The organism is Streptomyces olindensis (genome assembly GCF_040645895.1).
In the GTDB taxonomy this organism is placed as follows: Bacteria; Actinomycetota; Actinomycetes; order Streptomycetales; family Streptomycetaceae; genus Streptomyces; species Streptomyces olindensis.
This window is the reverse complement of sequence record NZ_JBEYZD010000098.1, coordinates 1-22162: the sequence shown is the minus strand read 5'-3', so window position 1 is coordinate 22162 and position 22162 is coordinate 1. Positions and strand designations below refer to the sequence as shown.

Here is a 22162-nt window from a genome sequence, read left to right as displayed (position 1 = left end):
ACGCGCCCCCGGCCGGGAGCGCCGCTCAGGTCCCCCGGCTCACCGGGCCGGGGATCGTTCACCCCCCGGCTCACCGGGCCGGGGGTTCGCTCAGTCCCCCCGGCTCACCAGGTTCGGGATCTCCTGCGTGGCGAACCACAGCAGTTCGTGGTCCTCCGCGCCGTCCACCACGAACTGCGCGTCGTCGTCCCCGCCGTCCGCCGCCGGCAGCGCGTCCGCGGCCGCGGTCACGTCGGCCTCCGCATCCGCCGCGTCGACGTGCACCGACGCCGCCTTGGCGAGCGGCACCGCACCCGCGACCCGCACCTCCCCCAGGGCCGCCGGATCGAGCCCCCGGTCGGGGTCGGCGCTCGCGGCCCGGTCGGCGACGTCGACGGCGACCACGACCCGGCGCCGGGGCGCCTCCGGGTCGGCCGCCAGCAGCCGCAGCGAGGCCAGCGCGGCCCGGCTCAGCGCCGCGTACTCCAGTTCCTCGATGTCGTCGGAGAGGTACCACTCCCGCAGCCCGGGCGTCACGGCGTACGCGACGAACGGCCCGGCTCCCAGCTCACCCGTCTTGTACGCCTCGGCGAGACCGGGGAGGGTCAGGGGCACGTAGACACGCATGGCTGGCCGCTTTCGTGGTCGGTGTTCATGGTCGGTGTTCATGGTCAAGAGCTCCGGACGGCCTTCAGGATACGTGCGGGGCGTCCCCTTTCGAGTCCCGGCCGGTGACGCTCGACGCGTCCACCCCAGGCCCGGAATTCACCCGGCGCACCCCGGCACTGACGGGCTCTACGACCCCCGCATCACCCGGATAGGTGAACATTTCGGCGCCCAGAACCCGAGGCCCGCTTCCTTGCCCCTGCCCCCGTCGGCCCCGTACAAGATCAGCAACCCGAAGTTACTCCCCGGTATCAACCGGGCCCACGGAACGGGGACCCCCCATGCACAAGGTCATGACCAGGGCACAGCACCGCCAGACCACCCGCCCACCGTCCCGCCGGGACCAGCACACCCCCGGCACGCCCAGCCCCCGAGGCGCGAACACCACCTCACCCCCCTCCTCCGGAACCACGCCGCCGGAGGCGGCCACAACGCCCATGACGGCCCTGGAGAACACCGCGCCTCCGCGAACCGCCGGAAGCACGACCACACGCACGAACGCATCCCGCACCACACCCTCGGCGGCGGCAACGGCAGGCCACAGCCTTCCCCGGCCCTCCGGAGGCCCGACCCGGGATGCGACCACACCGCCCACCACCGCAGTCACCCGCACCCCACAACCCACAGCAGGCAGCAGCCGGCCCCAGACCTCCGGCAGCGCAGCCCCGCCCCGCACCCCCGGCGGCGGCACCGGCCGCACCCGGGCCGCAGCCGGCGGTCGGCCCCCGGCGACCGCCCGGCCGCGCCCTCACACCCGCCCGACCGACACCCGCCCGCCGACCCCCACGCGCACCCGCACAGCAACACCCCGCAGGGCGACGACAGGCACCACCCAGGCGCCCACCGCAGGGACCATCCCCGCCACCGCAGGGACCGCCCCCACCACCGCAGCACCCACCCCCGGCCTCCCGGCCCCGGGTTCCCGGCGAGCCGCCCCGATCCCCCACCCCCTGCCCACCGACCTCTTCGCCGACCTCCTCCTCGCCGTCCTGAGCGGCCACCGCCCCGTGCACTCGATGCTCCGGCACACCCGCGGCCGCGCCTACGACGAACTGGCCTGGCTGGCCGAGCGCGGCCCCCTGCGCACGCGCGGCGCCCGCCCCGTCGTCCGGGACATCGGCTACTTCGAACCCCGCCCCGGCGCCATCGAGGCCTTCGCCCGCATCGGCGCCGGCGACCGACTGCGTGCCATGGCCTTCCGCCTGGAACTCGGCCAGGACCTCCGCTGGCGCTGCACCGCGGTGGAGCTGGGCGGCCCCCGCCCACCCCGCGCCGAGGCCGACTGACCTCCCTGCCCTCCCGGCGCTCCCGGCGCTCCCGGCCCTCCCGGCTCGTGCCGGGGCCGCGGCCCGGGCCCTCGCACGCCGAAGGGCCGGACACCCTCGGGTGTCCGGCCCTTCCAGCCGTTACGGTGCCTCAGCCACCGTCACTCACTTCTTGCGGCGGCCCCGGCTCTTCGCCTGCTTGCGGCGCTCCGCGCGCGTGAGGCCGTCGGACTCGGAACGCACCGGCTCGCCGTCCTCGGTGAAGTCGCCCTCGATCGTGCCGCCCTCGCCGTCGACGGTCGGAGCGGAGAAGTGGAGGTTGCGCCGCTGCGGGACGTCGAGCCCCTTGGCACGGATCTCCGGCCGGCCACCCGTCTGCGCCGGCACCGCGTCGTGCTTCTCCAGGTCGGCCACGGGCTTGGCGTCCTCGACCGGGACCTCCTCGACCTGCTGCTCCACCTGGACCTCCAGGTTGAACAGGTAGCCGACGGACTCCTCCTTGATGCCCTCCATCATGGCGGTGAACATGTCGAAGCCCTCGCGCTGGTACTCGACCAGCGGGTCCTTCTGCGCCATCGCGCGCAGGCCGATGCCCTCCTGGAGGTAGTCCATCTCGTAGAGGTGCTCACGCCACTTGCGGTCGAGGACCGACAGCACGACCCGGCGCTCCAGCTCACGCATGATCTCGGAGCCGAGCTGCGCCTCACGCGCCTCGTACTGCTCGTGGATGTCGTCCTTGACGGAGTCGCCGATGAACTCGGCGGTCAGTCCGGCCCGGTCGCCGGCCGCCTCCTCCAGCTCCTCGATGGTGACCTTGCACGGGTAGAGCTGCTTGAAGGCGCCCCACAGCCGGTCGAGGTCCCAGTCCTCGGGGAAGCCCTCGGCGGTCTCGGCCTGGACGTACGCGTCGATCGTGTCGTCCATGAAGTGCTGCACCTGCTCGTGCAGGTCCTCGCCCTCCAGGACGCGGCGCCGCTCGCCGTAGATGACCTCGCGCTGACGGTTGAGGACCTCGTCGTACTTCAGGACGTTCTTACGGGTTTCGAAGTTCTGCTGCTCGACCTGCGACTGGGCGGACGCGATCGCGCGCGTGACCATCTTGTTCTCGATCGGCACGTCGTCCGGGACGTTCGCCATGGACATCACGCGCTCGACCATCTGGGCCTTGAACAGCCGCATCAGGTCGTCGCCGAGGGAGAGGTAGAAGCGGGACTCGCCGGGGTCGCCCTGACGGCCGGAACGACCGCGCAGCTGATTGTCGATGCGCCGCGACTCGTGCCGCTCGGTGCCCAGCACGTAGAGCCCGCCGAGCTTCTCGACCTCGTCCTTCTCGGCCTGCACGGCCTTCTCGGCGCGCTGGAGCGCCTCGGGCAGGGCGTGCGCCCACTCCTCGATGTGCTCCTCGGGGTCGAGGCCGCGCTGCCGCAGCTCGGCCTCGGCGAGGTCCTCGGGGTTGCCGCCGAGCTTGATGTCCGTACCACGGCCGGCCATGTTGGTGGCCACCGTGACGGCGCCCTTGCGGCCGGCCTGGGCGACGATCGTCGCCTCACGGTCGTGCTGCTTGGCGTTGAGCACCTCGTGCTGGATGCCGCGCTTGCTGAGCTGCTGCGAGAGGTACTCGGACTTCTCGACGGAGGTGGTGCCGACGAGGATCGGCTGCCCCTTGCGGTGCTTCTCCTCGATGTCGTCGACGACCGCCTCGAACTTGGCGACCTCGGTCCGGTAGATCAGGTCCGACTGGTCCTTGCGGACCATCGGCCGGTTGGTCGGGATCGGCACCACACCGAGCTTGTAGATCTGGTGGAACTCGGCGGCCTCGGTCATGGCCGTACCGGTCATGCCGCACAGACCGGGCTGTTCCTTGCCGTTGTGGTCGTGGCGCTTGTAGAGGCGGAAGAAGTTCTGGAGGGTGATCGTGGCGAGCGTCTGGTTCTCGTCCTTGATCGGCACCCCTTCCTTCGCCTCGATCGCCTGGTGCATGCCCTCGTTGTAGCGGCGGCCCGCGAGGATACGTCCGGTGTGCTCGTCGACGATCATGACCTCGTCGTCGATGATGACGTAGTCCTTGTCCTTCTTGAACAGTTCCTTCGCCTTGATGGCGTTGTTCAGGTAGCCCACCAGCGGGGTGTTCACCGACTCGTAGAGGTTGTCGATGCCCAGCCAGTCCTCGACCTTGGCGACGCCGGACTCGTGGATGGCGACCGTGCGCTTCTTCTCGTCGACGTCGTAGTCGCCGGTCTCCTCGATGCCCTTGAGCGGCTGGCCGGCCTCGCCGCGCTTGAGGCGCTTCACCAGCTTGGCGAAGTCCCCGTACCACTTGGTGGCCTGGTCGGCCGGGCCGGAGATGATCAGCGGCGTACGGGCCTCGTCGATGAGGATGGAGTCGACCTCGTCGACGATGGCGAAGTTGTGACCGCGCTGGACGAGCTCGTCCTTGGACCACGCCATGTTGTCGCGCAGGTAGTCGAAGCCGAACTCGTTGTTCGTGCCGTACGTGATGTCGCAGGCGTACTGCTCGCGGCGCTGAGCCGGCGTCATGTTGGCGAGGATGCAGCCGACGCTCAGACCCAGGAAGCGGTGGACGCGGCCCATCATCTCGGAGTCGCGCTCGGCCAGGTAGTCGTTGACCGTGATGATGTGGACGCCTTCGCCGGACAGGGCGTTCAGATACGCCGGCAGCGTGCCCACGAGGGTCTTGCCCTCACCGGTCTTCATCTCGGCCACGTAGCCCATGTGCAGCGCGGCGCCACCCATCATCTGCACGTCGTAGTGACGCTGGCCGAGGACGCGCTTGGCGGCCTCGCGGACGGTGGCGAACGCCTCGGGCAGCAGGTCGTCCAGGCTCTCACCGTCGGCGTACCGCTGCTTGTACTCATCGGTGAGGGCCCTCAGCTCGGCGTCGGAGAGGTCGACGAAGTCCTCTTCGATGGAGTTGACCTGGTCCGCGATGCGGTGCAGCTTGCGCAGGATCTTGCCTTCGCCTGCACGCATGATCTTCGAGAGGACGGACACGGGGGTTGGTCTCCTTGCCGGTCGGGCCTGGGACGGTCGGTTACCACTTGACTTACTGAGCAACGGCCATCGTATGCGAGGACCCCACCGCGCCGGGAGGGCCTGCCGTGACGGCTACCGTCCGCTGCTTCAATTCTGATTCACGTCTGCTTCAAAGGGGACAACGTCCGGGCCCCACGGATAGTGCCGCATCCCTCCACCGAATTGCACCAGGCGTGATCACCCGGTCACCAAGGGCAAACAGATGGCGTCTGTGGCGGCCTCTGAGCAGAATCGGCCGATGGACCCGTCACCCTCACCACGGACCGCCTCCTGCTGCGCACGGTCGGCCCCCAGGACACCGACGCGGTGTACGACGCCTGCCAGGACCCCGACATCCAGCGCTGGACCACGATCCCCTCGCCCTACCTCCGCGAGCACGCCCAGGGCTTCACGGAACAGCTGGCTCCGGACGGCTGGGCGGACGGCTCCATGTTCACCTTCGGCGTCTTCCTCCGCTCCGGGGAGCTCGCGGGCATGCTCGGCATCACCATGCGCGCCCTGGGCGTGGGCGAGATCGGCTTCTGGGCCGCGAAGCAGCACCGTTCCCGCGGCTACATCACGGAAGCCGCCCTCACCGCCTGCCGCTGGGCCTTCGTGCAGGCCGCGCTCGACCGCATCGAATGGCGCGCGGAGGTGGGCAACCGGGCCTCGCGCGCGGTGGCGGAACGAGCCGGCTTCACGATCGAGGGCACGCTGCGCGCCGCGACGAACAACAAGGGAGTACGCCGAGACACCTGGGTCGGCTCCCTGCTCCCATCAGACCTGGGCCTCCCGTCGACGGCACCGTACTTGCCCGCGCCCTAGCTGCGGGCAATCGTGCCGCCAGGGGCGGCACGGGTGGGCGCAGCGGCACCCCCCACTGTCAGTCCCACCCCCTATCGTGCGGACCATGACCACCCCGCGCCCCACCGCAGACCTCACCGCAGACGAGGCCCGCAGAATCGCCCTCCGCGCCCAAGGCTTCCTCGGCGCCCCCGACCGCCGCTCCGGCGTCCGCGGCGTCCTCCGCCACCTGGGCGCGATACAGCTCGACACGATCTCGGTCCTGGCCCGCTCCCACGAACTCGTCCCCTACGCCCGCCTCGGCGCGGTGGGCCGGAAGACCGTGGAGAACGCGTACTGGAAGGACACGCACTCCTTCGAGTACTGGTCCCACGCGGCCTGCATCCTCCCCATCAAGGAGTGGCCCCACTTCGCCTTCCGCCGCCGCGCCTACCGCAACCGCCCGCACTGGAACCACGAACTCCCGGACGGCGCCTACGACCGGGTCATCGAGCAGCTCCGCGCCGAAGGCCCCCTGACGGCCACCGAGTTGGGCGGTGCGAAGAAGACGAACGACTGGTGGGACTGGTCCGGCTCCAAGGTCGCCGTCGAACGCGCCCTGATGTACGGCGAGGTGGTGTGCGTGGAACGCCGCGGCTGGAAGCGGATCTACGACCTCGCCGAGCGCGCCATCCCGGACGCGCTGCTGCATGACGAACTGGACGACACCGAGTGCCTGCGCCGCCTTGTCCGCCTGGCGGGCCAGTCCCTCGGCATCGGCACCCGCGCGGACATCGCCGACTACCACCGCCTCAAGGGCGAGCAGGTCGACGCGGTGATCGCCGACTCGGGCCTGGTCCCGGTCACGGTCGAGGGCTGGTCCAAGCCGGCCTGGGCCGATCCCGCGGCCTTGGACACGCCCCCGCGCGGCCGTCACCGCACCACGCTGCTGTCGCCTTTCGACTCCCTGATCTGGGAGCGGGCACGCACGGAGCGGATCTTCGGCTTCACCCACCGCCTGGAGGCCTACGTCCCCAAGCAGAAGCGGGTGCACGGCTACTTCGCGATGCCGGTCCTGGCCGGCGGCCGGCTCGTCGGCCGCGTGGATCCCGCCCGCGAGGGCCGCACACTGGTGGCCAAGCAGGTCACGCTCGACGGCCCGAAGGCGGTCCCGTCCGTCGCCCAGGCCCTGGCCGAGGCGGCGACCTGGGTCGACTGCACGGACGTGCGCGTGGACCGCGTCGACGCCCCGGACCTGCGCGAACCCCTCGTGAAGGAACTCGCCCGCATTCTCGGCTGAGACCGCCGAGACCGCTGAGACCGAGACCTACCGGATCTCGAGGATCTTCTCCCGCATCGCGTACACCACCGCCTCCATCCTGGAGTGCAACTGCAGCTTCTCCAGGATGTTGCGCACGTGGTTCTTCACGGTGTTCTCGGAGATGAACAACTCCTTGGCGATGTCACGGTTGTTCATGCCCGTGGCGACGAGCTTGAGGACTTCCAGTTCGCGGTCGGTCAGACGCGGCGCCGGCACCAGCCGGCGCTCGTCCGTGCGCTGGATCATCGACTTGAACTCGGTGAGCAGTTTCGACGCCATGGACGGGCTGATCTGCGACTGCCCGTCGGCGACCGCGCGAATGGCGGTGGCCACCTCGTCCGTGGAGATCTCCTTGAGGAGATAACCGGTCGCGCCCGCCTTGATGGCGTCGTAGAGATCGGCTTCCTCGTCGCTGATCGTCAGCATGATGATCTTGGCGCTGGGTGCCACCTCCTTGATGGAGGTGCACGCCTCGATGCCGCCCCGCTTGGGCATCCGTACGTCCATCAGAACGATGTCGGGCAGCAGATCGGCGGCCTTCTCGACCGCCTCGGCGCCGTCGCCCGCCTCCCCGATCACCTGGATGTCCTCCTCGGCGGCGAGCACGATCTCCAGGCCACGGCGGAACAGGGCGTGGTCGTCCACGACAAGGACTCTGATCGGTTCCTTGCGTGGAGTCTCCGAGTCCGGGCCCATGCCGACGACGCCGTCGACGGCACCCCCGTCACGCATCGGTCCGAAGCTGTCCGCCATCGTTCCTCCCCCTGAAGGCTGTGGCCTGTGGTCCCGAGCCATCGCCAACCCAGAGCAACGACCCACCGGTTGGGCTGTGCCCACCATGATTTCATGCCCGGGCGGCGCCGGGGTGACGGAGCGGGGCGCGAAGTGGTCGCACAGGGGTGCCCCTGGGGGCGCACACGCGCTCCAGGGGCACCTGCTCCGCTGTCACCCGGCACGGTCAGCCGCCGAGCGCACCGCCCGCCTCGGGGGAGTGCGCCTGTGTGACCATCGTGTCCGTGCTGAGGTGGATCACGCCGTAGTCATAGGCGTGCCGCCGGTAGACGACACTCGGTTCCTTGGTCTCGGAGTCGACGAACAGGTAGAAGTCGTGCCCGACCAGCTCCATCTCGTAGAGAGCCTGGTCGAGGGTCATGGGGGCTGCGACGTGGGTCTTCTCGCGGACGACGATGGGGCCGTCACCCTGCACTTCCAGCGAGCCGATCTTCTTCGTGGGCACGGCTTCCGGCTCTTCCTCGGCAGCCGTCACCAGGCCGTTCCCGTTGAGCGTCGCCACACCCGGGACGTGGTCGGCGACCTCGGCGGCCGGGATCCGGCGCGCGCCACGGCGCGAGAACCGCTTGTCGTGCTGCCTGCGCAACCGGGCTTCCAGCTTCTCCGCCGCCAGGTCGAGCGCCGCGTACGGATCGCTCGCCGCTGCCTCCGCCCGGATCACCGGACCGCGGGAGCGGAGGGTGATCTCCACTCGGTCACAGCGGTCGGCCTGCCGCGGATTGGGCTCCTTGGACACCTCGACGTCGAGGCTGATCACCTTGCCATCGAGCTTCTGGATCTTCTCCAGCTTCAGCTTCTCGGCCACGTGCTTCCGGAACCGCTCGGGCACCTCGGTCTTGCGGCCCTTGACGACGATGTCCACGCAGAACTCCGTTCCCGGATCGCTCCGCCTCGCTGCGGAGCGTCTCCCTTTTTGCACCAGGCTCCGGTGAACCCCGGAACCTCGGACTCGGTGACTTCCACCTCCTCCCCCGGGGGCGAGATCTCCACTCCACCGTCGCGAGTGATGAAGAAAAACCCGCAGCACGGCATTCGATTTGAGAGGTGTGGCCTGCGGCTTTCCCTCTCAACCGAACATATCTCGCCTGGACGGATGTCGTCACCCTCTACTGCGGCGTACCTCCGTTCAGGTGAATAGGCCCTCTCGTTACCTGCAACGACGCAAGAACTCAGTCAGTTCCGGTTTATTTGGAAAGACTCCGGTGACGCCGCGACCACTGCCGCGCACGCCACGTCCACGACACCGCCGGCGCCGCCCGCGCCCGCGATTCCCTGCCGGCCGGGCCGCCGGCCCGTCCTCTCTCGCGTTGATCCGACGTTCTGTTCCTCTCTGCTTTCCCACGTCTCTCCCTCGTACACGGCCGAGGTTCTCCCAGCGTTCGAAACCGGCCCCGCCGCCCGCACCGCCCGTGCGGCCTCCGCCAGGGACGCCCCCGTGGTCATCACGTCGTCGACGAGGACGACCGGGCCCTCGCGGAGCAGCCGGGCAGCACCTGGCGCCACCGCGAGCGCGCCCGCGAGATTGCCCAGCCGCTGACGGGAGTTGAGCCGCGACTGGTCGGCCACGGCCCGCTTCTGCCGCAGCACGCCGAGCACCCGGGCCGGGATGCCGCTCCCCCGCAGCCGGCCCGCCGCCGCGAGGGCGATCCGCCGCGCCGGATCATGTCCCCGGGCCCGCACGGCCCGCCGCCCGGACGGCACGGGCACGAGCAGCACGGGAACCCCGCTCTCCCGCGGCGACGCCATCCCGGCCCCCGCCGGGTCCGAAGCCCCCTGAAGGCCGGCCCGCACCGCTCCGGCCAGGGCCGCCCCGAGCGGACCCGCGAGCGCCAGGGCTCCCCGTTCCTTGTGGGCCAGCAGCGTCGCCCGGACCTCGTCCGCGTACCGGGCGGCCGCGTGCACCACGGGCAACCCGGGCGGTTCCGGATCCGGCCGCACGCGACACACCGCGGCTCCGCTCAGCACCGCACGGCACTCCGCGCAGAGCACCGCACGAGGCTTCCCACAGCCCCCGCACTCGCCCGGCAGCACTAGGTCGGTGAGGTCCTGCCACCACCCCCGCATGGACACCACTGTGCCGCCACGGCCCCGCCCCGGCCACCCCTGTGGAAAACCGCAGAGAACCGCCTGTGGACAAGTCACCGAGCGGCAATCCACTCGTCCCTCACACGAGTGACGCCCCCTGCCGGTGGCCGATCCGGGCCACCCGGGCGCCTACGTCCCGGGGAACCCGAGCGCCTCCGTCCCAGGGCGCCCGAGCGCCTCCACCCCGGTGAACCCGAGCGCGTCCGCCCCTGGGGCACCCGAGCGGCCTCCGTCCGAGGGACCCCGGGCCGCCCGCGCCTCACCCCGGATAGACCGGTGCCGTCCCCTCCGTCACCTTCTGCCACTGCGCGCCCGACGGCAGCCGGACGATCCCGTCCACCGAGTACGCCACCAGCGGCAGCTGGTCGTCCTCGGCGGCCGTGACCTCCTTGACGCCGGTCAGGGCCGCGGGCGCCGGTACGTCCGGGGTGGAACCGTCGACCTGGACGTACCGCATCTGCTCCACGCCCCCGTGCTCGCGTCCGACCACCACGAGCCGGCTGTCCCCGGCCCAGGACATGGCCGTGACCTCCTCCAGCTCAGGAGTCGCGGAGCGCAGTTCCACCACCCTGACGGCCGGCTTCTCGCCCGGCTTCTCGTCCCGCTCGATCAGCCCGATGAGCAGCGTCTTCTTGCCGCCCTTCTCCACGACGAGCGCGATCCGCACCCCGTCGGCGGCCACCCGCACGGCCTGGATCCGGCCGTCCAGGTGCGGCGTGCGCACCTGCAGCGGCTCGCCCTTTCCGTCCTCGAGCAGGAGCAGCCGGGGGTCGTCCGGGTCCCGGTCGGCCACCCACAGGCCGTCGTCCGCGTCCCAGCTGGGGGTGGTCAGCCGGTCCGACTCGGTACGGCCGTGGCTGCGCAGCACCGGCTCGCCGAGCGAACCGCCCGAGACCAGCGACCCCACGTAGAGCGACTTGCCGTCGAGGCTGACGCCGGCCGCCGTGTGCTCGTCGCGCGAGACCGCGACCGAGCGCAGCGCCGTGTCGCCCTCGCCGAGCGCCCCCGGAGCCGGGTCCGGCTTGGTGCCGCTGTTGCCCGCGGGGATCCGGACGAGCCGGTCCTTGCCGTCGACGAAGTACAGGTAGTCGGGTGGCCGTGCCGAGCTGCGGAAGGCCGCCGCCTCGGCCGCCCCCTGCGTGAGCGCGCACAGCTCCGTACCGTCGGCCCGCAGCTCCACCTCGTCCACCGCGGGACTGAGGTTCCGCAGCGTGAACAGCATCTGGGCCGCCATCTCATGACAGCGGTTGGCGCCGATGCCGGCGGCCTTGTCGTTGAGGGGGACCGTCAGCTTGTTCCGGTCGTCGGGCGCCAGCGTGCCGGCGTTCTTCGCCAGCGCCGTGCCGGTCGGGAAGCTCGACCGGACCACGGGCCCGAGCCAGCGCGTGGGCCCGTTGAGCAGGGAGCGCACGGTCTGCGTCATGGGATCCACGCGCCGCCGCACGTAGACGGGGTCGGCGACCGCCGTGGGCTGCGAGTCCTCCCCGGCCGCCACGGTGTTCGAAGCGAGGTAGTACTTGTTGACGGACATGTAGTTGCGCTGGAAGTCCGACTCGCCCATGACGACGCCCTGCGGCAGCACGTCGATCCGCCACTGTCCGCTCTTGTCGTCCTGCGTCAGGTGCACGGTCCTGCCGTACTCGCCGGTGGCGGGCGCGTACGCCTGCTGCGCGTCCACGGTGGCGACCTTGGTGCCGGTCAGCCGGTACGTGATGTCGCCGGTGTCCTCCCGGCCACCCGCCCCCTCGGGCTTGGCGCCGGGCCCGTCCTTCAGCACCGTCGCGGACAGCTCCGGCCGCCAGGTCTTCGCGGCCTCGCCGGTCAGGTACTGGCGTGCCGTCTTGTAGTCCGGATCGTCGCTGGTGAGCGCCTCCAGGAAGCCCTGCACGATCTCCGAGGGCGGCGCGTCCTCACCGGGCGGGACGGCGAACACCCGCACCTGGCTCTCCTGGCGCGGGGTGGACTCCACACTGCGCAGGTCCCCGCCGTCCGGCATCGAGGCACACCCCGCCAGCAGCAGCACGCCACCGGCGGCGTACGCCATCACACGCGCGGGCGTACGCCTGCCGCGCCCTTCGCGGTCAGCGCCCACGAGATGCCTCCCCTTGCCTCTTCGCGTCTCCCGGCTCGGTCTTCCCGCCCGAGGCCGCGGCTCCCTGGTCCCCGTCCGCTTCCCGGGGCCCGGTCACGACCGGTCCCCGGTCGGCCCCGGCCGCCTCGCTCGCCACGCCGTTGCCGGTGGTCCCCGCCAGACCACTCACATCCCCGTCACGCGGCGCCGGCTCCGCCGTCCCCGCGTCGTCCTGCCGTCGCGTCCCCGAGGCGGGCCGTGGCACCACGCGCGCGCCGTTGCCGGGCAGGGCCGTCGGATCGGCCGCGGCGGCAGCCGCCCGCGGCGGTATGGGGTCCTGCTTCGCCCGCGCGGGCACCGGCCCGTTGGCGGGCTGCGCCGGCACGGTCGCCCGCTTCTCGCCGTCCCCGCCGCCGCACGGCAGGCCCGCGTCGTCGAGCCCCCGGTTCCGCCGTGAGTCCTTGGGCTCCAGCGGTATCGGGGAGCCCCGCAGCGGCTCGTCGGCGGTCCTGGGCAGCGTCAGCCGGAACTGCGAGCCTCCCCCCGGCTCGCCCCACGCCTGCAGCCAGCCACCGTGCAGCCGCGCGTCCTCCAGGGCGATGGACAGCCCCAGACCCGTACCACCCGTGGTACGCGCGCGTGCCGGGTCGGCCCGCCAGAAGCGGCTGAACACGCGGGTCGCCTCACCCGGCTTGAGTCCGACCCCGTAGTCCCGCACCGCGACCGCGACCGCCCCGCCGGCCGCGGCGAGCTTGACGACCACGTCGTTGCCCTCGCCGTGCTCGACGGCGTTGACGACCAGGTTGCGCAGCACGCGCTCCACGCGCCGGGCGTCGGCCTCGGCGACGACGGGCTGCTGGTCCCCGAGGACGCGGATCCGCGTGCCCTTGCGCTCCGCGAGCGGCTCGGCCCCGCTGACCACCCGCCGTACGACGTCCCTGAGGTCTATCGGCTCCGCCTCCAGCGCCGCGGCGCCCGCGTCGAAACGGCTGATCTCCAGCAGGTCCGCGAGCAGCGACTCGAACCGGTCCAGCTGGTCCGCGAGCAGTTCCGCCGACCGCGCGGTCACCGGGTCGAAGTCCTCCCGCGCCTCATGGATGACGTCCGCGGCCATCCGCACCGTCGTCAGCGGCGTGCGCAGCTCGTGCGACACGTCCGAGACGAACCGGCGCTGCATCCGCGACAGGTCCTCCAGCTGGCTGATCTTGAGCTGCAGGTTCTGCGCCATCTTGTTGAAGGCCTCGCCGAGCCGCGCGATGTCGTCCTCGCCGGTGACCTTCATCCGCTCCTGGAGCCGCCCGGCCGACAGCCGCTCCGCGATCCCCGCCGCCATCCGCACTGGCGTGACGACCTGCCGCACGACCAGCCAGGCGATGGCCCCGAGCAGCACCACCACGAACAGCCCGGCCGTCGCCAGCGTGCCCTTGACCAGGCTCAGCGACTTCTCCTCCTGCGTGAGCGGGAAGAGGTAGTACAGCTGGTACGGGTCGCCGTTCGGGTCGTTGACCTGCTTGCCGATGACCAGGCCCGGCTGGGAGTCCTTGGTCTCGTTGTTGTAGGTGATGCGCGTGTAGCTCTGCGCGGCCGTCGTGCTGCTGCCGATCCGCTCGCGCAGGTCGACGGGCACGCTCTTGCTCCAGTCGACCTCGCCGGAGGCACGCGGCCCGCGCCCGCCGGTGCCGTCCGCGTCCGAGGCCGGGAGCGTGACCACGTCGAAGGCGCCCTGACCGCCGCTGGACAGCGAGGAGACCAGGTCGCTCATCCACTGGATGACGTTCTGCGCGGGACGGCCGTCCACCGTGGTCACGTCGTCGCCGGTGCCACTCGGCGCCTCTTCGGCCCGCTGCTTGGCCACCGCGAACCCGCCCGCGGCCTGGCTCTGGGACGCCTTCACCTTGGCGTCCAGCAGCCCGTTGCGCACCTGCCCGATCACCACGAAGCCCAGCAGCAGGACCACACCGAGCGACATCAGCAGCGTGGTGACGACGACCTTGAGCTGGATGTTGCGACGCCACAGCCGCATGACGGGCAGCAACGGCCGGCGCACCCACCGCATGAACAGCCGGATGACCGGACTGCCCTGGACGCCGCCCTGCAGCAGCCCGCTCTCCAGGAACCGCGCCCAGCGGGAGCCGGGCTTCTTCCGCCCGACAGGCCGCCCCGGGCGGGCCCCGGACCGGCCGGGCGCCGAAGCGGCACTGTCGCCGGACATGTCAGCTCGGCCCTGCCTTGTACCCGACACCACGGACCGTCACCACGATCTCCGGCTTCTCCGGGTCCTTCTCGACCTTGGAGCGCAGCCGCTGCACGTGCACGTTCACCAGACGCGTGTCCGCCGCGTGCCGGTAACCCCACACCTGCTCCAGCAGCACCTCGCGCGTGAACACCTGCCACGGCTTGCGCGCCAGCGCGACCAGCAGGTCGAACTCCAGCGGCGTCAGCGCGATCGACTGCCCGTCCCGCTTCACGGAGTGCCCGGCCACGTCGATGACCAGGTCACCGATGGCGAGCTGCTCCGGAGCGGGTTCCTCCGACCTCCGCAGCCGCGCCCGGATCCGGGCCACCAGCTCCTTCGGCTTGAACGGCTTCACGATGTAGTCGTCCGCGCCCGACTCCAGGCCCACGACGACGTCGACCGTGTCGCTCTTCGCCGTGAGCATCACGATCGGCACCCCGGACTCCGCCCTGATCAGACGGCACACCTCGATGCCGTCCCGGCCGGGCAGCATCAGGTCCAGCAGCACCAGATCGGGCTTGGACTCGCGGAAGGCGGCCAGCGCCTTGTCGCCGTCGGCCACGAAAGACGGCTCGAAACCCTCACCACGCAGCACGATGCCGAGCATCTCGGCCAGTGCGGTGTCGTCGTCGACGACAAGGACTCGTCCCTTCATAAACGACATCATCCCATTCTCATAACAGTGGCGAAGGCAGTGGTGAGGTAGGTCACCGGCCAGTGACCATAGTCGCAGGGAGCGCCACTGTCTGCCCTCCTTTCCCGCCGCTGCCGATCTTCGACGACCTCCGCGGCCACGGCACGGGGGACGGGCACGCCGGAGCCCGCACCGCCCGGGCACACACTCCGGCAGCCGCTCGACTAGCCCGCCGCCACCCGGCGCGACCGGGCACACACCTCGGCGAGCGCCTCGGCCGTGACGGGCGAAACGGCACCCTCCTCCGTGACGATCGCCGTCACCAGCTCCGGCGGAGTCACATCGAACGCCGGGTTGTACGCCTGCGTCCCCAGCGGCGCCACCGGAATCCCGCCGCCCGCCTCCGCACCGGCCACCGGCACCTGCGGCGCCACCACCTCCGTGACCTCGTGCCCGGGACGCTGCTCCACCTCGATGGACGCCCCGTCCGCCGTGTCCAGATCCACCGTCGTCACCGGCGCCACCACGATGAACGGCACATGGTGGTACCGCGCCAGCACCGCCAGCGGATAACTCCCGACCTTGTTCGCCACCGAACCGTCCGCCGTGATCCGGTCCGCCCCGATCAGCACCGCGTCCACCTCACCCGCGGCGAACAGCGACCCCGCCGCGTTGTCGGTGAGCAGCGTGTACGCCATCCCGCTGCGGGCCGCCTCGTACGCCGTCAGACGCGCGCCCTGCAGCAACGGACGCGTCTCGTCCACCCACAGCCGCCGCAGCCGGCCCACCCGGTGCGCAGCGAGCGCCACCGCGAACGCCGTGCCCTCACCGCCCGACACCAGCGAACCGGTGTTGCAGTGGGTGAGGATCCGGTGCCCACCACCGGGCAGCAGCTCGTCCAGCAGCGCCAGCCCGTGCTCAGCCATCCGCCCACTGGCCTCGGCGTCCTCCCGGTGCAGCTGCCGCGCCGCGGCCAGCGCCGCCGCGGCCGCCTGCCTGACGTCGCCTCCCTTGGCGAGCGCGGCCTCATGGGCCGACTGCGCCCGCCGCACCCCGACGGCCAGGTTCACCGCGGTCGGCCGGGCACTCGCCAGCGCGGCCGCGGCCTCGTCCACGTCGAAGCCCCGCACGGCGGCGAGCGCGACGCCGTACGCCCCCGCGATGCCGAGCAGGGGCGCCCCCCGCACGGCGAGCGAGCGGATCGCCTCCACCAACGCGGGCGCGTCCGTACAGACCAGTTCGACCTCCTCCGCGGGCAGCCTCGTCTGGTCGAGCAGGACCAGAACGGGACCTTCCGGTGGCTCTTCCCAGCGGATCGCCGGGATCTCGGTCGGCCGCTTGTCATCGCCGCTGTACGCGTACTGATCAGCCATGCGGTCAGTCTGCCCCCTATCGAGCGGACAATTGAAGGTACGCAGCCCATACCGCGGCCGGTCACTCCAAGACCACCCCATGGCACGATGGCTGCCAACCTGCCGCCGCGACCGCGGACGGGCACCGTGAAGGAGCGACGATGAACGACACTCCGGGCTGGGCCTCGCCCGGATCCGCCCCGTCCGACGGGCAGAAGCCTGACGCGTCCGGCCCTGCCGAGCCCGAAGACCGCCCCGGTCCCGCACAGCCCGCCGACCAGCCGGGCCAGACCCCGCCGGGCCCCGGCCCGCAGTGGTCCAAGGAGCAGCCGCCACCGGCCCAGTGGTCCGCCCCCAGCGGCCCGGCCGGCCCCGGCCAGGCTCCCCCGCCCCCGCCGCCCGGCCCGGGCTGGGGCTCCCAGCCGCCCGGCGGATACGGCCCCGGAGGCCCTGGCGGTTACGGCCCCGGAAGCCCCGGCGGCTACGGACACCCCGGTGGCCACGGCGGCCGGGGAAGCGGCTGGGGCGGCCCCCCGCCCGCCGCCAAGCCCGGCGTCATCCCCCTCCGCCCGCTCGGCGTCGGCGAGATCCTCGACGGCGCCGTCTCCACCATGCGCACCCACTGGCGCACGGTCCTGGGCATCTCCCTGACCGTCGCGGTCCTCACCGAGATCATCGTCGTGCTGTTCCAGGGCCTCGTCCTGAACGACTCCAGCACCGACGCCCTCAACGACCCGAGCGCCACCCTCAGCGAGCTGAGCCGCGCCATGGGCGACGCCCTGCTCAACTCCAGCGTGATCTTCGTGATCTCCCTGGTCGGCACCGTCATCGCGACCGCCCTGCTCACCACCGTCACCAGCCGCGCCGTACTCGGCAAGTCGGTCACCATCGGCGAGGCCTGGCGGGACGCCCGCCCTCAGGTCCTCAAACTGTTCGGCCTCATCTGCCTGCTGCTGCTCATCACCGCCGGCATCGTCACCGTGGGCACCCTGCCCGGCATCCTCATCGCCGCCGCCGGGAGCACCGGGCCGGGCGTCGCGCTGACCGTCCTGGGCGTCATCGGCGCCGGCATCGTCGCCCTGTGGCTGATGATCCGCTTCTCGCTGGCCTCGCCCGCCCTGATGCTGGAGAAGCAGGGCATCAAGAAGGCGATGAGCCGATCCGCGAAGCTGGTCCGGGGCACCTGGTGGCGGATCTTCGGCATCCAGCTGCTCGCCACGATCATCGCGAACGTCGTCGCCTCGATCATCGTCATCCCCTTCACCTTCCTCGCCGCGGCCCTCAGCGGCGACGGCATCACCGGCTGGCTCAACACCGGTGTCGCCAGCCTGGGCTGGACGTTCCTGATCGTCAGCGGCATCGGCTCGGTGATCGGCTCCATGATCACGTTCCCGATCACGGCGGGCGTCACCGTGCTCCTCTACATCGACCAGCGCATCCGCCGCGAGGCCCTCGACCTCGAACTGGCCCGCGCCGCCGGTGTCCAGGGCTACGGCCCCACCGCCCCCGGCGCCACACCGGGGAGCTGATGCGGTGAGCCCGGCGGGGGAACTTCTCACAACGGCGCTGCCCAGCGCCGCCATACGGACACTGCTGCGCGTCGGCGACACCTCCGTGTTGTCGCCGGCCCGCTCCGCCGACGAACCGCCCCTCACCGTCCCGCGCGACCCCGCGCGGGAGGCGGCCCGGCGCGAGCTGTCCAAGCGGATGTACCACGAGGACGACCCCAGCCTGTTCCAACGCGCCCTCGACGCCTTCTGGGACTGGCTCGACAAGCTCCTGAACGCCGCCTCGACCGCCACCCCCGGCGGCACACTCGGCCTGGTCGTCATCATCCTGGCCGTCCTCGCGGTCCTGGGCGCCCTGTGGTGGCGCCTGGGCACCCCGCGCCGCCAACCCACTTCCTCCGCAACCCTGTTCGACGACCGCCCCCGCAGCGCCGCCGACCACCGCGCCGCCGCTGAGGCACACGCCGCCCAGGGCCACTGGAACCAGGCCGTCCAGGAACGCATGCGCGCCCTCGTCCGCGCCTTGGAAGAGCGGGCTCTGCTCGACGTCCGCCCCGGCCGCACCGCCGACGAGGCCGCCGCCGAAGCCGGCCGCGCCCTGCCCGCCCACACCGACCGACTGCGCACCGCCGCCCGCGACTTCGACGACGTCACGTACGGCGGCCGGTCCGCGACCGAGCAGTCGTACCACCGCATCGCCGAACTCGACCGCGACCTGGAACGCACCAAGCCCCAGCTCGCCGCCAGCAGCGCCAACACGGCCCCCAACACCCGCCAGGGAGCCGCCGAATGACCACCGAGGCCACGCTCCCGTCCACCTCGGCCTCGCCCACCGCACGCCAGGTCTGGACCCGCGCGCGCGGTATCGCGCTCGCTCTCGTGGTGCTCCTCGCGGGAGCCATCGCCATCGCCGTGATCCGCTCCGACGCCCGGCACGGCGAACTCGACCCGCGTTCCGTCGACCCCAACGGCAGCCGCGCCGTCGCCGAGCTCCTCGCGGACCGGGGCGTGGACACCCGCGTCGTCACCACCCTGGACGAGGCCGCCACCGCGGCAGGCCCCGACACGACCCTCCTGGTCGCCGTACCCGACCTGTTGACCCGCAGTCAGCAGTCCCGGCTGCACGACGCGTTCGCCGACGCGGGCGGCCGTACCGTCCTGGTCGCCTCCGGCAGCGCGTCCATCGAACGGCTCGCCCCCGGCGTCACCGCCGACCCCGCCACCAGCCTCGACTCGACGCTCTCCCCCCGCTGCGACCTGCCCGCCGCCCAGCGCGCGGGCACCGCCGACACCGGCGGCGTCCGCTACACCACCACGCACCTCGGCGCCGACGAGTGCTACCCCAGCGAGCGCCTGTCCACCCTGCTGCGGATCCCGGCCGAGACCGGGGACGGCGACACCGTCGTCCTCGGCGCGCCCGACATCCTCCTCAACGACCGCCTCGACGAGCAGGGCAACGCCTCGCTCGCCCTCCAACTCCTCGGCTCCCGCCCCCATCTGGTCTGGTACCTCCCCTCGCTCTCCGACACCTCGGCCACCGGCACCGACGACGAACGCGGCTTCTTCGATCTGCTCCCCTCGGGCTGGCTCTGGGGCACCCTGCAGCTCTTCATCGCCGCAGCCCTGGCCGCCCTCTGGAGGGCACGCAGACTCGGCCCCCTCGTGCCCGAAAAACTCCCCGTCGCGATCCGCGCCTCGGAAACCGCCGAAGGCCGCGCCCGCCTCTACCGCAAGGCCGACGCCCGCGACCGCGCGGCAAGCGCTCTTCGCTCCACGACCCGCACCCGCCTCGCCCCCCTCACCGGCGTCCCCGTCACCCAGGCGCACACGCCCGAGGCCCTGCTCCCCGCCCTGTCCGCCCATCTCCACGGCGACGGCCAGGACCTGCACGCCCTCCTCTTCGGACCACCGCCCAGCGACGACGCAGCACTCATCGCACTCGCCGACCGACTCGACGCCCTCGAAAGAGAGGTACGCCGTCCATGATGGACCCGACCACTGACAACGCCGGGCAGACCGGGGACCCGGGCGCCGCCCGAGCCTCCCTGGAGGCCCTGCGCGCCGAGATCGCCAAGGCCGTGGTCGGCCAGGACCCCGCCGTGACCGGCCTCGTCGTCGCCCTGCTCTGCCGCGGCCACGTCCTCCTCGAAGGCGTCCCCGGCGTCGCCAAGACCCTCCTGGTCCGCGCCCTCGCCGCCGCCCTCGAACTCGACACCAAGCGCGTCCAGTTCACCCCCGACCTCATGCCGAGCGACGTCACCGGCTCCCTGGTCTACGACACCCGCACCGCCGAGTTCTCCTTCCAGCCCGGCCCGGTCTTCACGAACCTCCTCCTCGCCGACGAGATCAACCGCACGCCCCCCAAGACCCAGTCGTCCCTCCTGGAGGCCATGGAGGAACGCCAGGTCACCGTCGACGGCACGCCCCGCCCCCTCCCCGACCCGTTCCTGGTCGCCGCGACCCAGAACCCGGTCGAGTACGAGGGCACCTACCCCCTCCCGGAAGCCCAGCTGGACCGCTTCCTCCTCAAGCTCACCATCCCCCTCCCCTCCCGCCAGGACGAGATCGACGTCCTCACCCGCCACGCCGAGGGCTTCAACCCGCGCGACCTCCACGCCGCCGGCGTACGCCCCGTAGCGGGCCCGGCCGACCTGGAAGCAGCCCGCGCCGCGGTCGCCAAGACGACGATCTCCCCGGAGATCACCGCCTACGTCGTCGACATCTGCCGCGCCACCCGCGAGTCGCCGTCCCTCACCCTGGGCGTCTCCCCCCGAGGCGCCACGGCCCTCCTGGCCACCGCCCGCGCGTGGGCCTGGCTGACCGGCCGCGACTACGTCATCCCCGACGACGTGAAGGCCCTCGCCCTCCCCACCCTCCGCCACCGCGTCCAACTCCGCCCGGAGGCCGAAATGGAAGGCGTCACAGCAGACTCCGTCATCAACGCGATCCTCGCCCACGTCCCCGTCCCCCGCTGATGGCACTCACCGGACGCGCCGCCCTCCTCGCGGCCCTGGGCTCCCTCCCCGTAGGCATCTGGGAGCCCAGCTGGACGGGCATCCTGGCGGTCAACGCACCCCTGGCCGTGGCCTGCGCCTGCGATTTCGCCCTGGCCGCCCCCGTACGCCGCCTGGGTCTGTCCCGCTCCGGCGACACCTCCGTACGCCTGGGCGACACGGCGGACGTGACCCTCACGATCACCAACCCGTCCGGCCGCCCCCTGCGCGCCCGGCTCCGCGATGCCTGGCCCCCCAGCAGCTGGCGGCCCGGCACGGAGACGACGGCTTCCCGCCACCGCCTCACGGTCCCCCCGGGCGAACGCCGCCGCGTCACGACCCGCCTGCGCCCCACCCGCCGAGGCGACCGCCAAGCCGACCGGATCACCATCCGCTCATACGGCCCCCTCGGCCTGTTCTCCCGCCAGGGCACGCACAGAGCCCCGTGGACGGTCCGGGTCCTGCCCCCGTTCACCAGCCGCAAGCACCTGCCCTCGAAGCTGGCGCGCCTGCGCGAACTGGACGGCCGCACCAGTGTGCTCACCCGCGGCGAGGGCACCGAGTTCGACAGCCTGCGCGAGTACGTCCCCGGTGACGACACCCGCTCCATCGACTGGCGCGCCACGGCCCGCCAGTCCGCCGTCGCCGTACGCACCTGGCGCCCGGAACGCGACCGCCACATCCTCCTGGTCCTGGACACCGGCCGCACCTCGGCTGGCCGCGTGGGGGACGCCCCCCGCCTCGACGCCTCCATGGACGCGGCCCTGCTCCTTGCGGCCCTCGCGTCCCGCGCCGGCGACCGCGTCGACCTCCTCGCCTACGACCGCAAGGTCCGCGCCCTGGTCCAGGGCCGCACAGCAGGGGATGTCCTTCCGTCCCTGGTGAACGCGATGGCCACGCTCGAACCCGAACTCGTCGAGACGGATGCCCGGGGCCTCACGGCCACGGCACTCCGTACGTCCCCCCGCCGTTCTCTGATCGTCCTGCTCACCACGCTGGACGCGGCCCCCATCGAGGAGGGCCTGCTCCCGGTCCTCTCCCAGCTCACCCAGCGGCACACGGTCCTGCTGGCATCGGTGGCGGACCCGCACATCACCGAGATGTCGAAAGCCCGAGGAAACGTCGACGCCGTCTATGAGGCGGCCGCGGCCGCCCAGGCCCAGTCCGAGCGCCACCGCACCGCGGAACAACTCCGCCGCCACGGCGTCACGGTCGTGGACGCCACACCGGACGACTTGGCGCCGGCACTGGCGGACGCGTACTTGGCGCTGAAGGCGGCAGGACGCCTGTAAACGACGAAGGGCCCCTGAAAGGGGCCCGAACGCAGAAAACCCCCGCATCAAATGATGCGGGGGTTTTCCCAAAAATTGTTCGGCGGCGTCCTACTCTCCCACAGGGTCCCCCCTGCAGTACCATCGGCGCTGTAAGGCTTAGCTTCCGGGTT

Annotated in this window: 17 protein-coding genes and 1 rRNA gene; 8 read left to right on the top strand and 10 right to left on the bottom strand. The window is 71.9% G+C overall.

The window, feature by feature from the left end; genetic code table 11:
• Positions 1-90 precede the first annotated feature (90 nt).
• Entirely contained in the window at positions 91-606 is a 516-nt protein-coding gene (locus ABZ948_RS37415; RefSeq protein WP_359767342.1) for a DUF6912 family protein, read from the bottom strand.
• A gap of 1055 nt (positions 607-1661) precedes the next feature.
• On the opposite strand from ABZ948_RS37415, the gene ABZ948_RS37410 reads away from it, so the two are divergent.
• Positions 1662-1931 carry an Rv3235 family protein gene (locus ABZ948_RS37410; RefSeq protein WP_059421793.1) on the top strand — a complete coding sequence of 90 codons (270 nt, stop codon included), beginning with the start codon at positions 1662-1664 and terminating at the stop codon, positions 1929-1931.
• Positions 1932-2075: 144 nt separating this feature from the next.
• On the opposite strand, the gene secA is transcribed toward ABZ948_RS37410, so the two are convergent.
• Positions 2076-4922: a preprotein translocase subunit SecA gene (secA, locus tag ABZ948_RS37405; protein WP_359767340.1), complete on the bottom strand. Its 2847-nt coding sequence runs from the start codon at positions 4920-4922 to the stop codon at positions 2076-2078.
• 312 nt (positions 4923-5234) lie between these two features.
• On the opposite strand from secA, the gene ABZ948_RS37400 reads away from it, so the two are divergent.
• Together ABZ948_RS37400 and ABZ948_RS37395 are read left to right on the top strand one after the other, a co-directional pair.
• Positions 5235-5768: a GNAT family N-acetyltransferase gene (locus ABZ948_RS37400; RefSeq protein ID WP_359767348.1), complete on the top strand. Its 534-nt coding sequence runs from the start codon at positions 5235-5237 to the stop codon at positions 5766-5768.
• Between the two features lie 85 nt (positions 5769-5853).
• Positions 5854-7026 (top strand): winged helix-turn-helix domain-containing protein, encoded by a 1173-nt coding sequence (locus ABZ948_RS37395; protein WP_359767338.1) that lies wholly within the window; start codon positions 5854-5856, stop codon positions 7024-7026.
• 27 nt (positions 7027-7053) lie between these two features.
• Here the strand turns inward: ABZ948_RS37395 and ABZ948_RS37390 are convergent, their stop codons facing one another.
• From ABZ948_RS37390 to mtnA, 7 genes are all read right to left on the bottom strand, one after another.
• The gene (locus ABZ948_RS37390; RefSeq protein WP_359767336.1) at positions 7054-7800 is read right to left on the bottom strand and encodes a response regulator; all 747 of its coding nucleotides are present in this window, start codon (positions 7798-7800) and stop codon (positions 7054-7056) included.
• 205 nt (positions 7801-8005) lie between these two features.
• Positions 8006-8701, bottom strand: coding sequence for a ribosome hibernation-promoting factor, HPF/YfiA family (gene hpf / locus ABZ948_RS37385; RefSeq protein WP_359767334.1), 696 nt, complete (start codon positions 8699-8701; stop codon positions 8006-8008).
• 311 nt (positions 8702-9012) lie between these two features.
• Positions 9013-9903, bottom strand: a complete 891-nt coding sequence (locus tag ABZ948_RS37380) for a ComF family protein (protein ID WP_359767333.1) — start codon at positions 9901-9903, stop codon at positions 9013-9015.
• 280 nt (positions 9904-10183) lie between these two features.
• The gene (locus tag ABZ948_RS37375; protein ID WP_359767331.1) at positions 10184-12016 is read right to left on the bottom strand and encodes an LpqB family beta-propeller domain-containing protein; all 1833 of its coding nucleotides are present in this window, start codon (positions 12014-12016) and stop codon (positions 10184-10186) included.
• Complete coding sequence (gene mtrB, locus ABZ948_RS37370; RefSeq protein ID WP_359767329.1) at positions 12006-14207, bottom strand: MtrAB system histidine kinase MtrB; 2202 nt, start codon at positions 14205-14207, stop codon at positions 12006-12008. The genes ABZ948_RS37375 and mtrB overlap by 11 nt, the downstream gene beginning before the upstream one ends.
• A 1-nt stretch (position 14208) precedes the next feature.
• Complete coding sequence (gene mtrA, locus ABZ948_RS37365) at positions 14209-14898, bottom strand: two-component system response regulator MtrA (RefSeq protein ID WP_003990656.1); 690 nt, start codon at positions 14896-14898, stop codon at positions 14209-14211.
• Positions 14899-15089: 191 nt separating this feature from the next.
• Complete coding sequence (gene mtnA, locus ABZ948_RS37360) at positions 15090-16238, bottom strand: S-methyl-5-thioribose-1-phosphate isomerase (RefSeq protein ID WP_356620109.1); 1149 nt, start codon at positions 16236-16238, stop codon at positions 15090-15092.
• Positions 16239-16378: 140 nt separating this feature from the next.
• Here mtnA and ABZ948_RS37355 point away from each other — a divergent pair, with 140 nt between their 5' ends.
• The 5 genes from ABZ948_RS37355 to ABZ948_RS37335 are packed head-to-tail and all read left to right on the top strand — an operon-like array spanning position 16379 to position 22010.
• Positions 16379-17746 carry a DUF7847 domain-containing protein gene (locus ABZ948_RS37355; protein ID WP_359767326.1) on the top strand — a complete coding sequence of 456 codons (1368 nt, stop codon included), beginning with the start codon at positions 16379-16381 and terminating at the stop codon, positions 17744-17746.
• Between the two features lie 4 nt (positions 17747-17750).
• Positions 17751-18518: a DUF4129 domain-containing protein gene (locus ABZ948_RS37350; RefSeq protein WP_359767324.1), complete on the top strand. Its 768-nt coding sequence runs from the start codon at positions 17751-17753 to the stop codon at positions 18516-18518.
• Positions 18515-19711, top strand: coding sequence for a DUF4350 domain-containing protein (locus tag ABZ948_RS37345; protein WP_359767323.1), 1197 nt, complete (start codon positions 18515-18517; stop codon positions 19709-19711). The genes ABZ948_RS37350 and ABZ948_RS37345 overlap by 4 nt, the downstream gene beginning before the upstream one ends.
• Positions 19711-20700 carry an AAA family ATPase gene (locus ABZ948_RS37340; RefSeq protein WP_359767321.1) on the top strand — a complete coding sequence of 330 codons (990 nt, stop codon included), beginning with the start codon at positions 19711-19713 and terminating at the stop codon, positions 20698-20700. Before ABZ948_RS37345 ends, ABZ948_RS37340 begins: the two co-directional genes overlap by 1 nt.
• A complete protein-coding gene (locus tag ABZ948_RS37335) occupies positions 20700-22010 on the top strand; it encodes a DUF58 domain-containing protein (RefSeq protein ID WP_359767319.1) in 1311 nt (436 codons plus the stop codon). Before ABZ948_RS37340 ends, ABZ948_RS37335 begins: the two co-directional genes overlap by 1 nt.
• A 77-nt stretch (positions 22011-22087) precedes the next feature.
• Here the strand turns inward: ABZ948_RS37335 and rrf are convergent.
• Positions 22088-22162: ribosomal RNA gene (gene rrf / locus ABZ948_RS37330) — 5S ribosomal RNA — on the bottom strand; the annotation flags it as partial.

Bases quoted from the DNA above. Each gene is read 5' to 3' on its own strand.
- ABZ948_RS37345 (WP_359767323.1), top strand. From the start codon at position 18,515: ATGACCACCGAGGCCACGCTCCCGTCCACCTCGGCCTCGCCCACCGCA.
- ABZ948_RS37355 (WP_359767326.1), top strand. From the start codon at position 16,379: ATGAACGACACTCCGGGCTGGGCCTCGCCCGGATCCGCCCCGTCCGAC.
- ABZ948_RS37410 (WP_059421793.1), top strand. From the start codon at position 1,662: ATGCTCCGGCACACCCGCGGCCGCGCCTACGACGAACTGGCCTGGCTG.
- mtrB (WP_359767329.1), bottom strand. From the start codon at position 14,207: ATGTCCGGCGACAGTGCCGCTTCGGCGCCCGGCCGGTCCGGGGCCCGC.
- ABZ948_RS37380 (WP_359767333.1), bottom strand. From the start codon at position 9,903: ATGCGGGGGTGGTGGCAGGACCTCACCGACCTAGTGCTGCCGGGCGAG.
- ABZ948_RS37390 (WP_359767336.1), bottom strand. From the start codon at position 7,800: ATGGCGGACAGCTTCGGACCGATGCGTGACGGGGGTGCCGTCGACGGC.
- ABZ948_RS37415 (WP_359767342.1), bottom strand. From the start codon at position 606: ATGCGTGTCTACGTGCCCCTGACCCTCCCCGGTCTCGCCGAGGCGTAC.
- mtrA (WP_003990656.1), bottom strand. From the start codon at position 14,898: ATGATGTCGTTTATGAAGGGACGAGTCCTTGTCGTCGACGACGACACC.
- ABZ948_RS37340 (WP_359767321.1), top strand. From the start codon at position 19,711: ATGGACCCGACCACTGACAACGCCGGGCAGACCGGGGACCCGGGCGCC.
- mtnA (WP_356620109.1), bottom strand. From the start codon at position 16,238: ATGGCTGATCAGTACGCGTACAGCGGCGATGACAAGCGGCCGACCGAG.
- ABZ948_RS37335 (WP_359767319.1), top strand. From the start codon at position 20,700: ATGGCACTCACCGGACGCGCCGCCCTCCTCGCGGCCCTGGGCTCCCTC.
- ABZ948_RS37395 (WP_359767338.1), top strand. From the start codon at position 5,854: ATGACCACCCCGCGCCCCACCGCAGACCTCACCGCAGACGAGGCCCGC.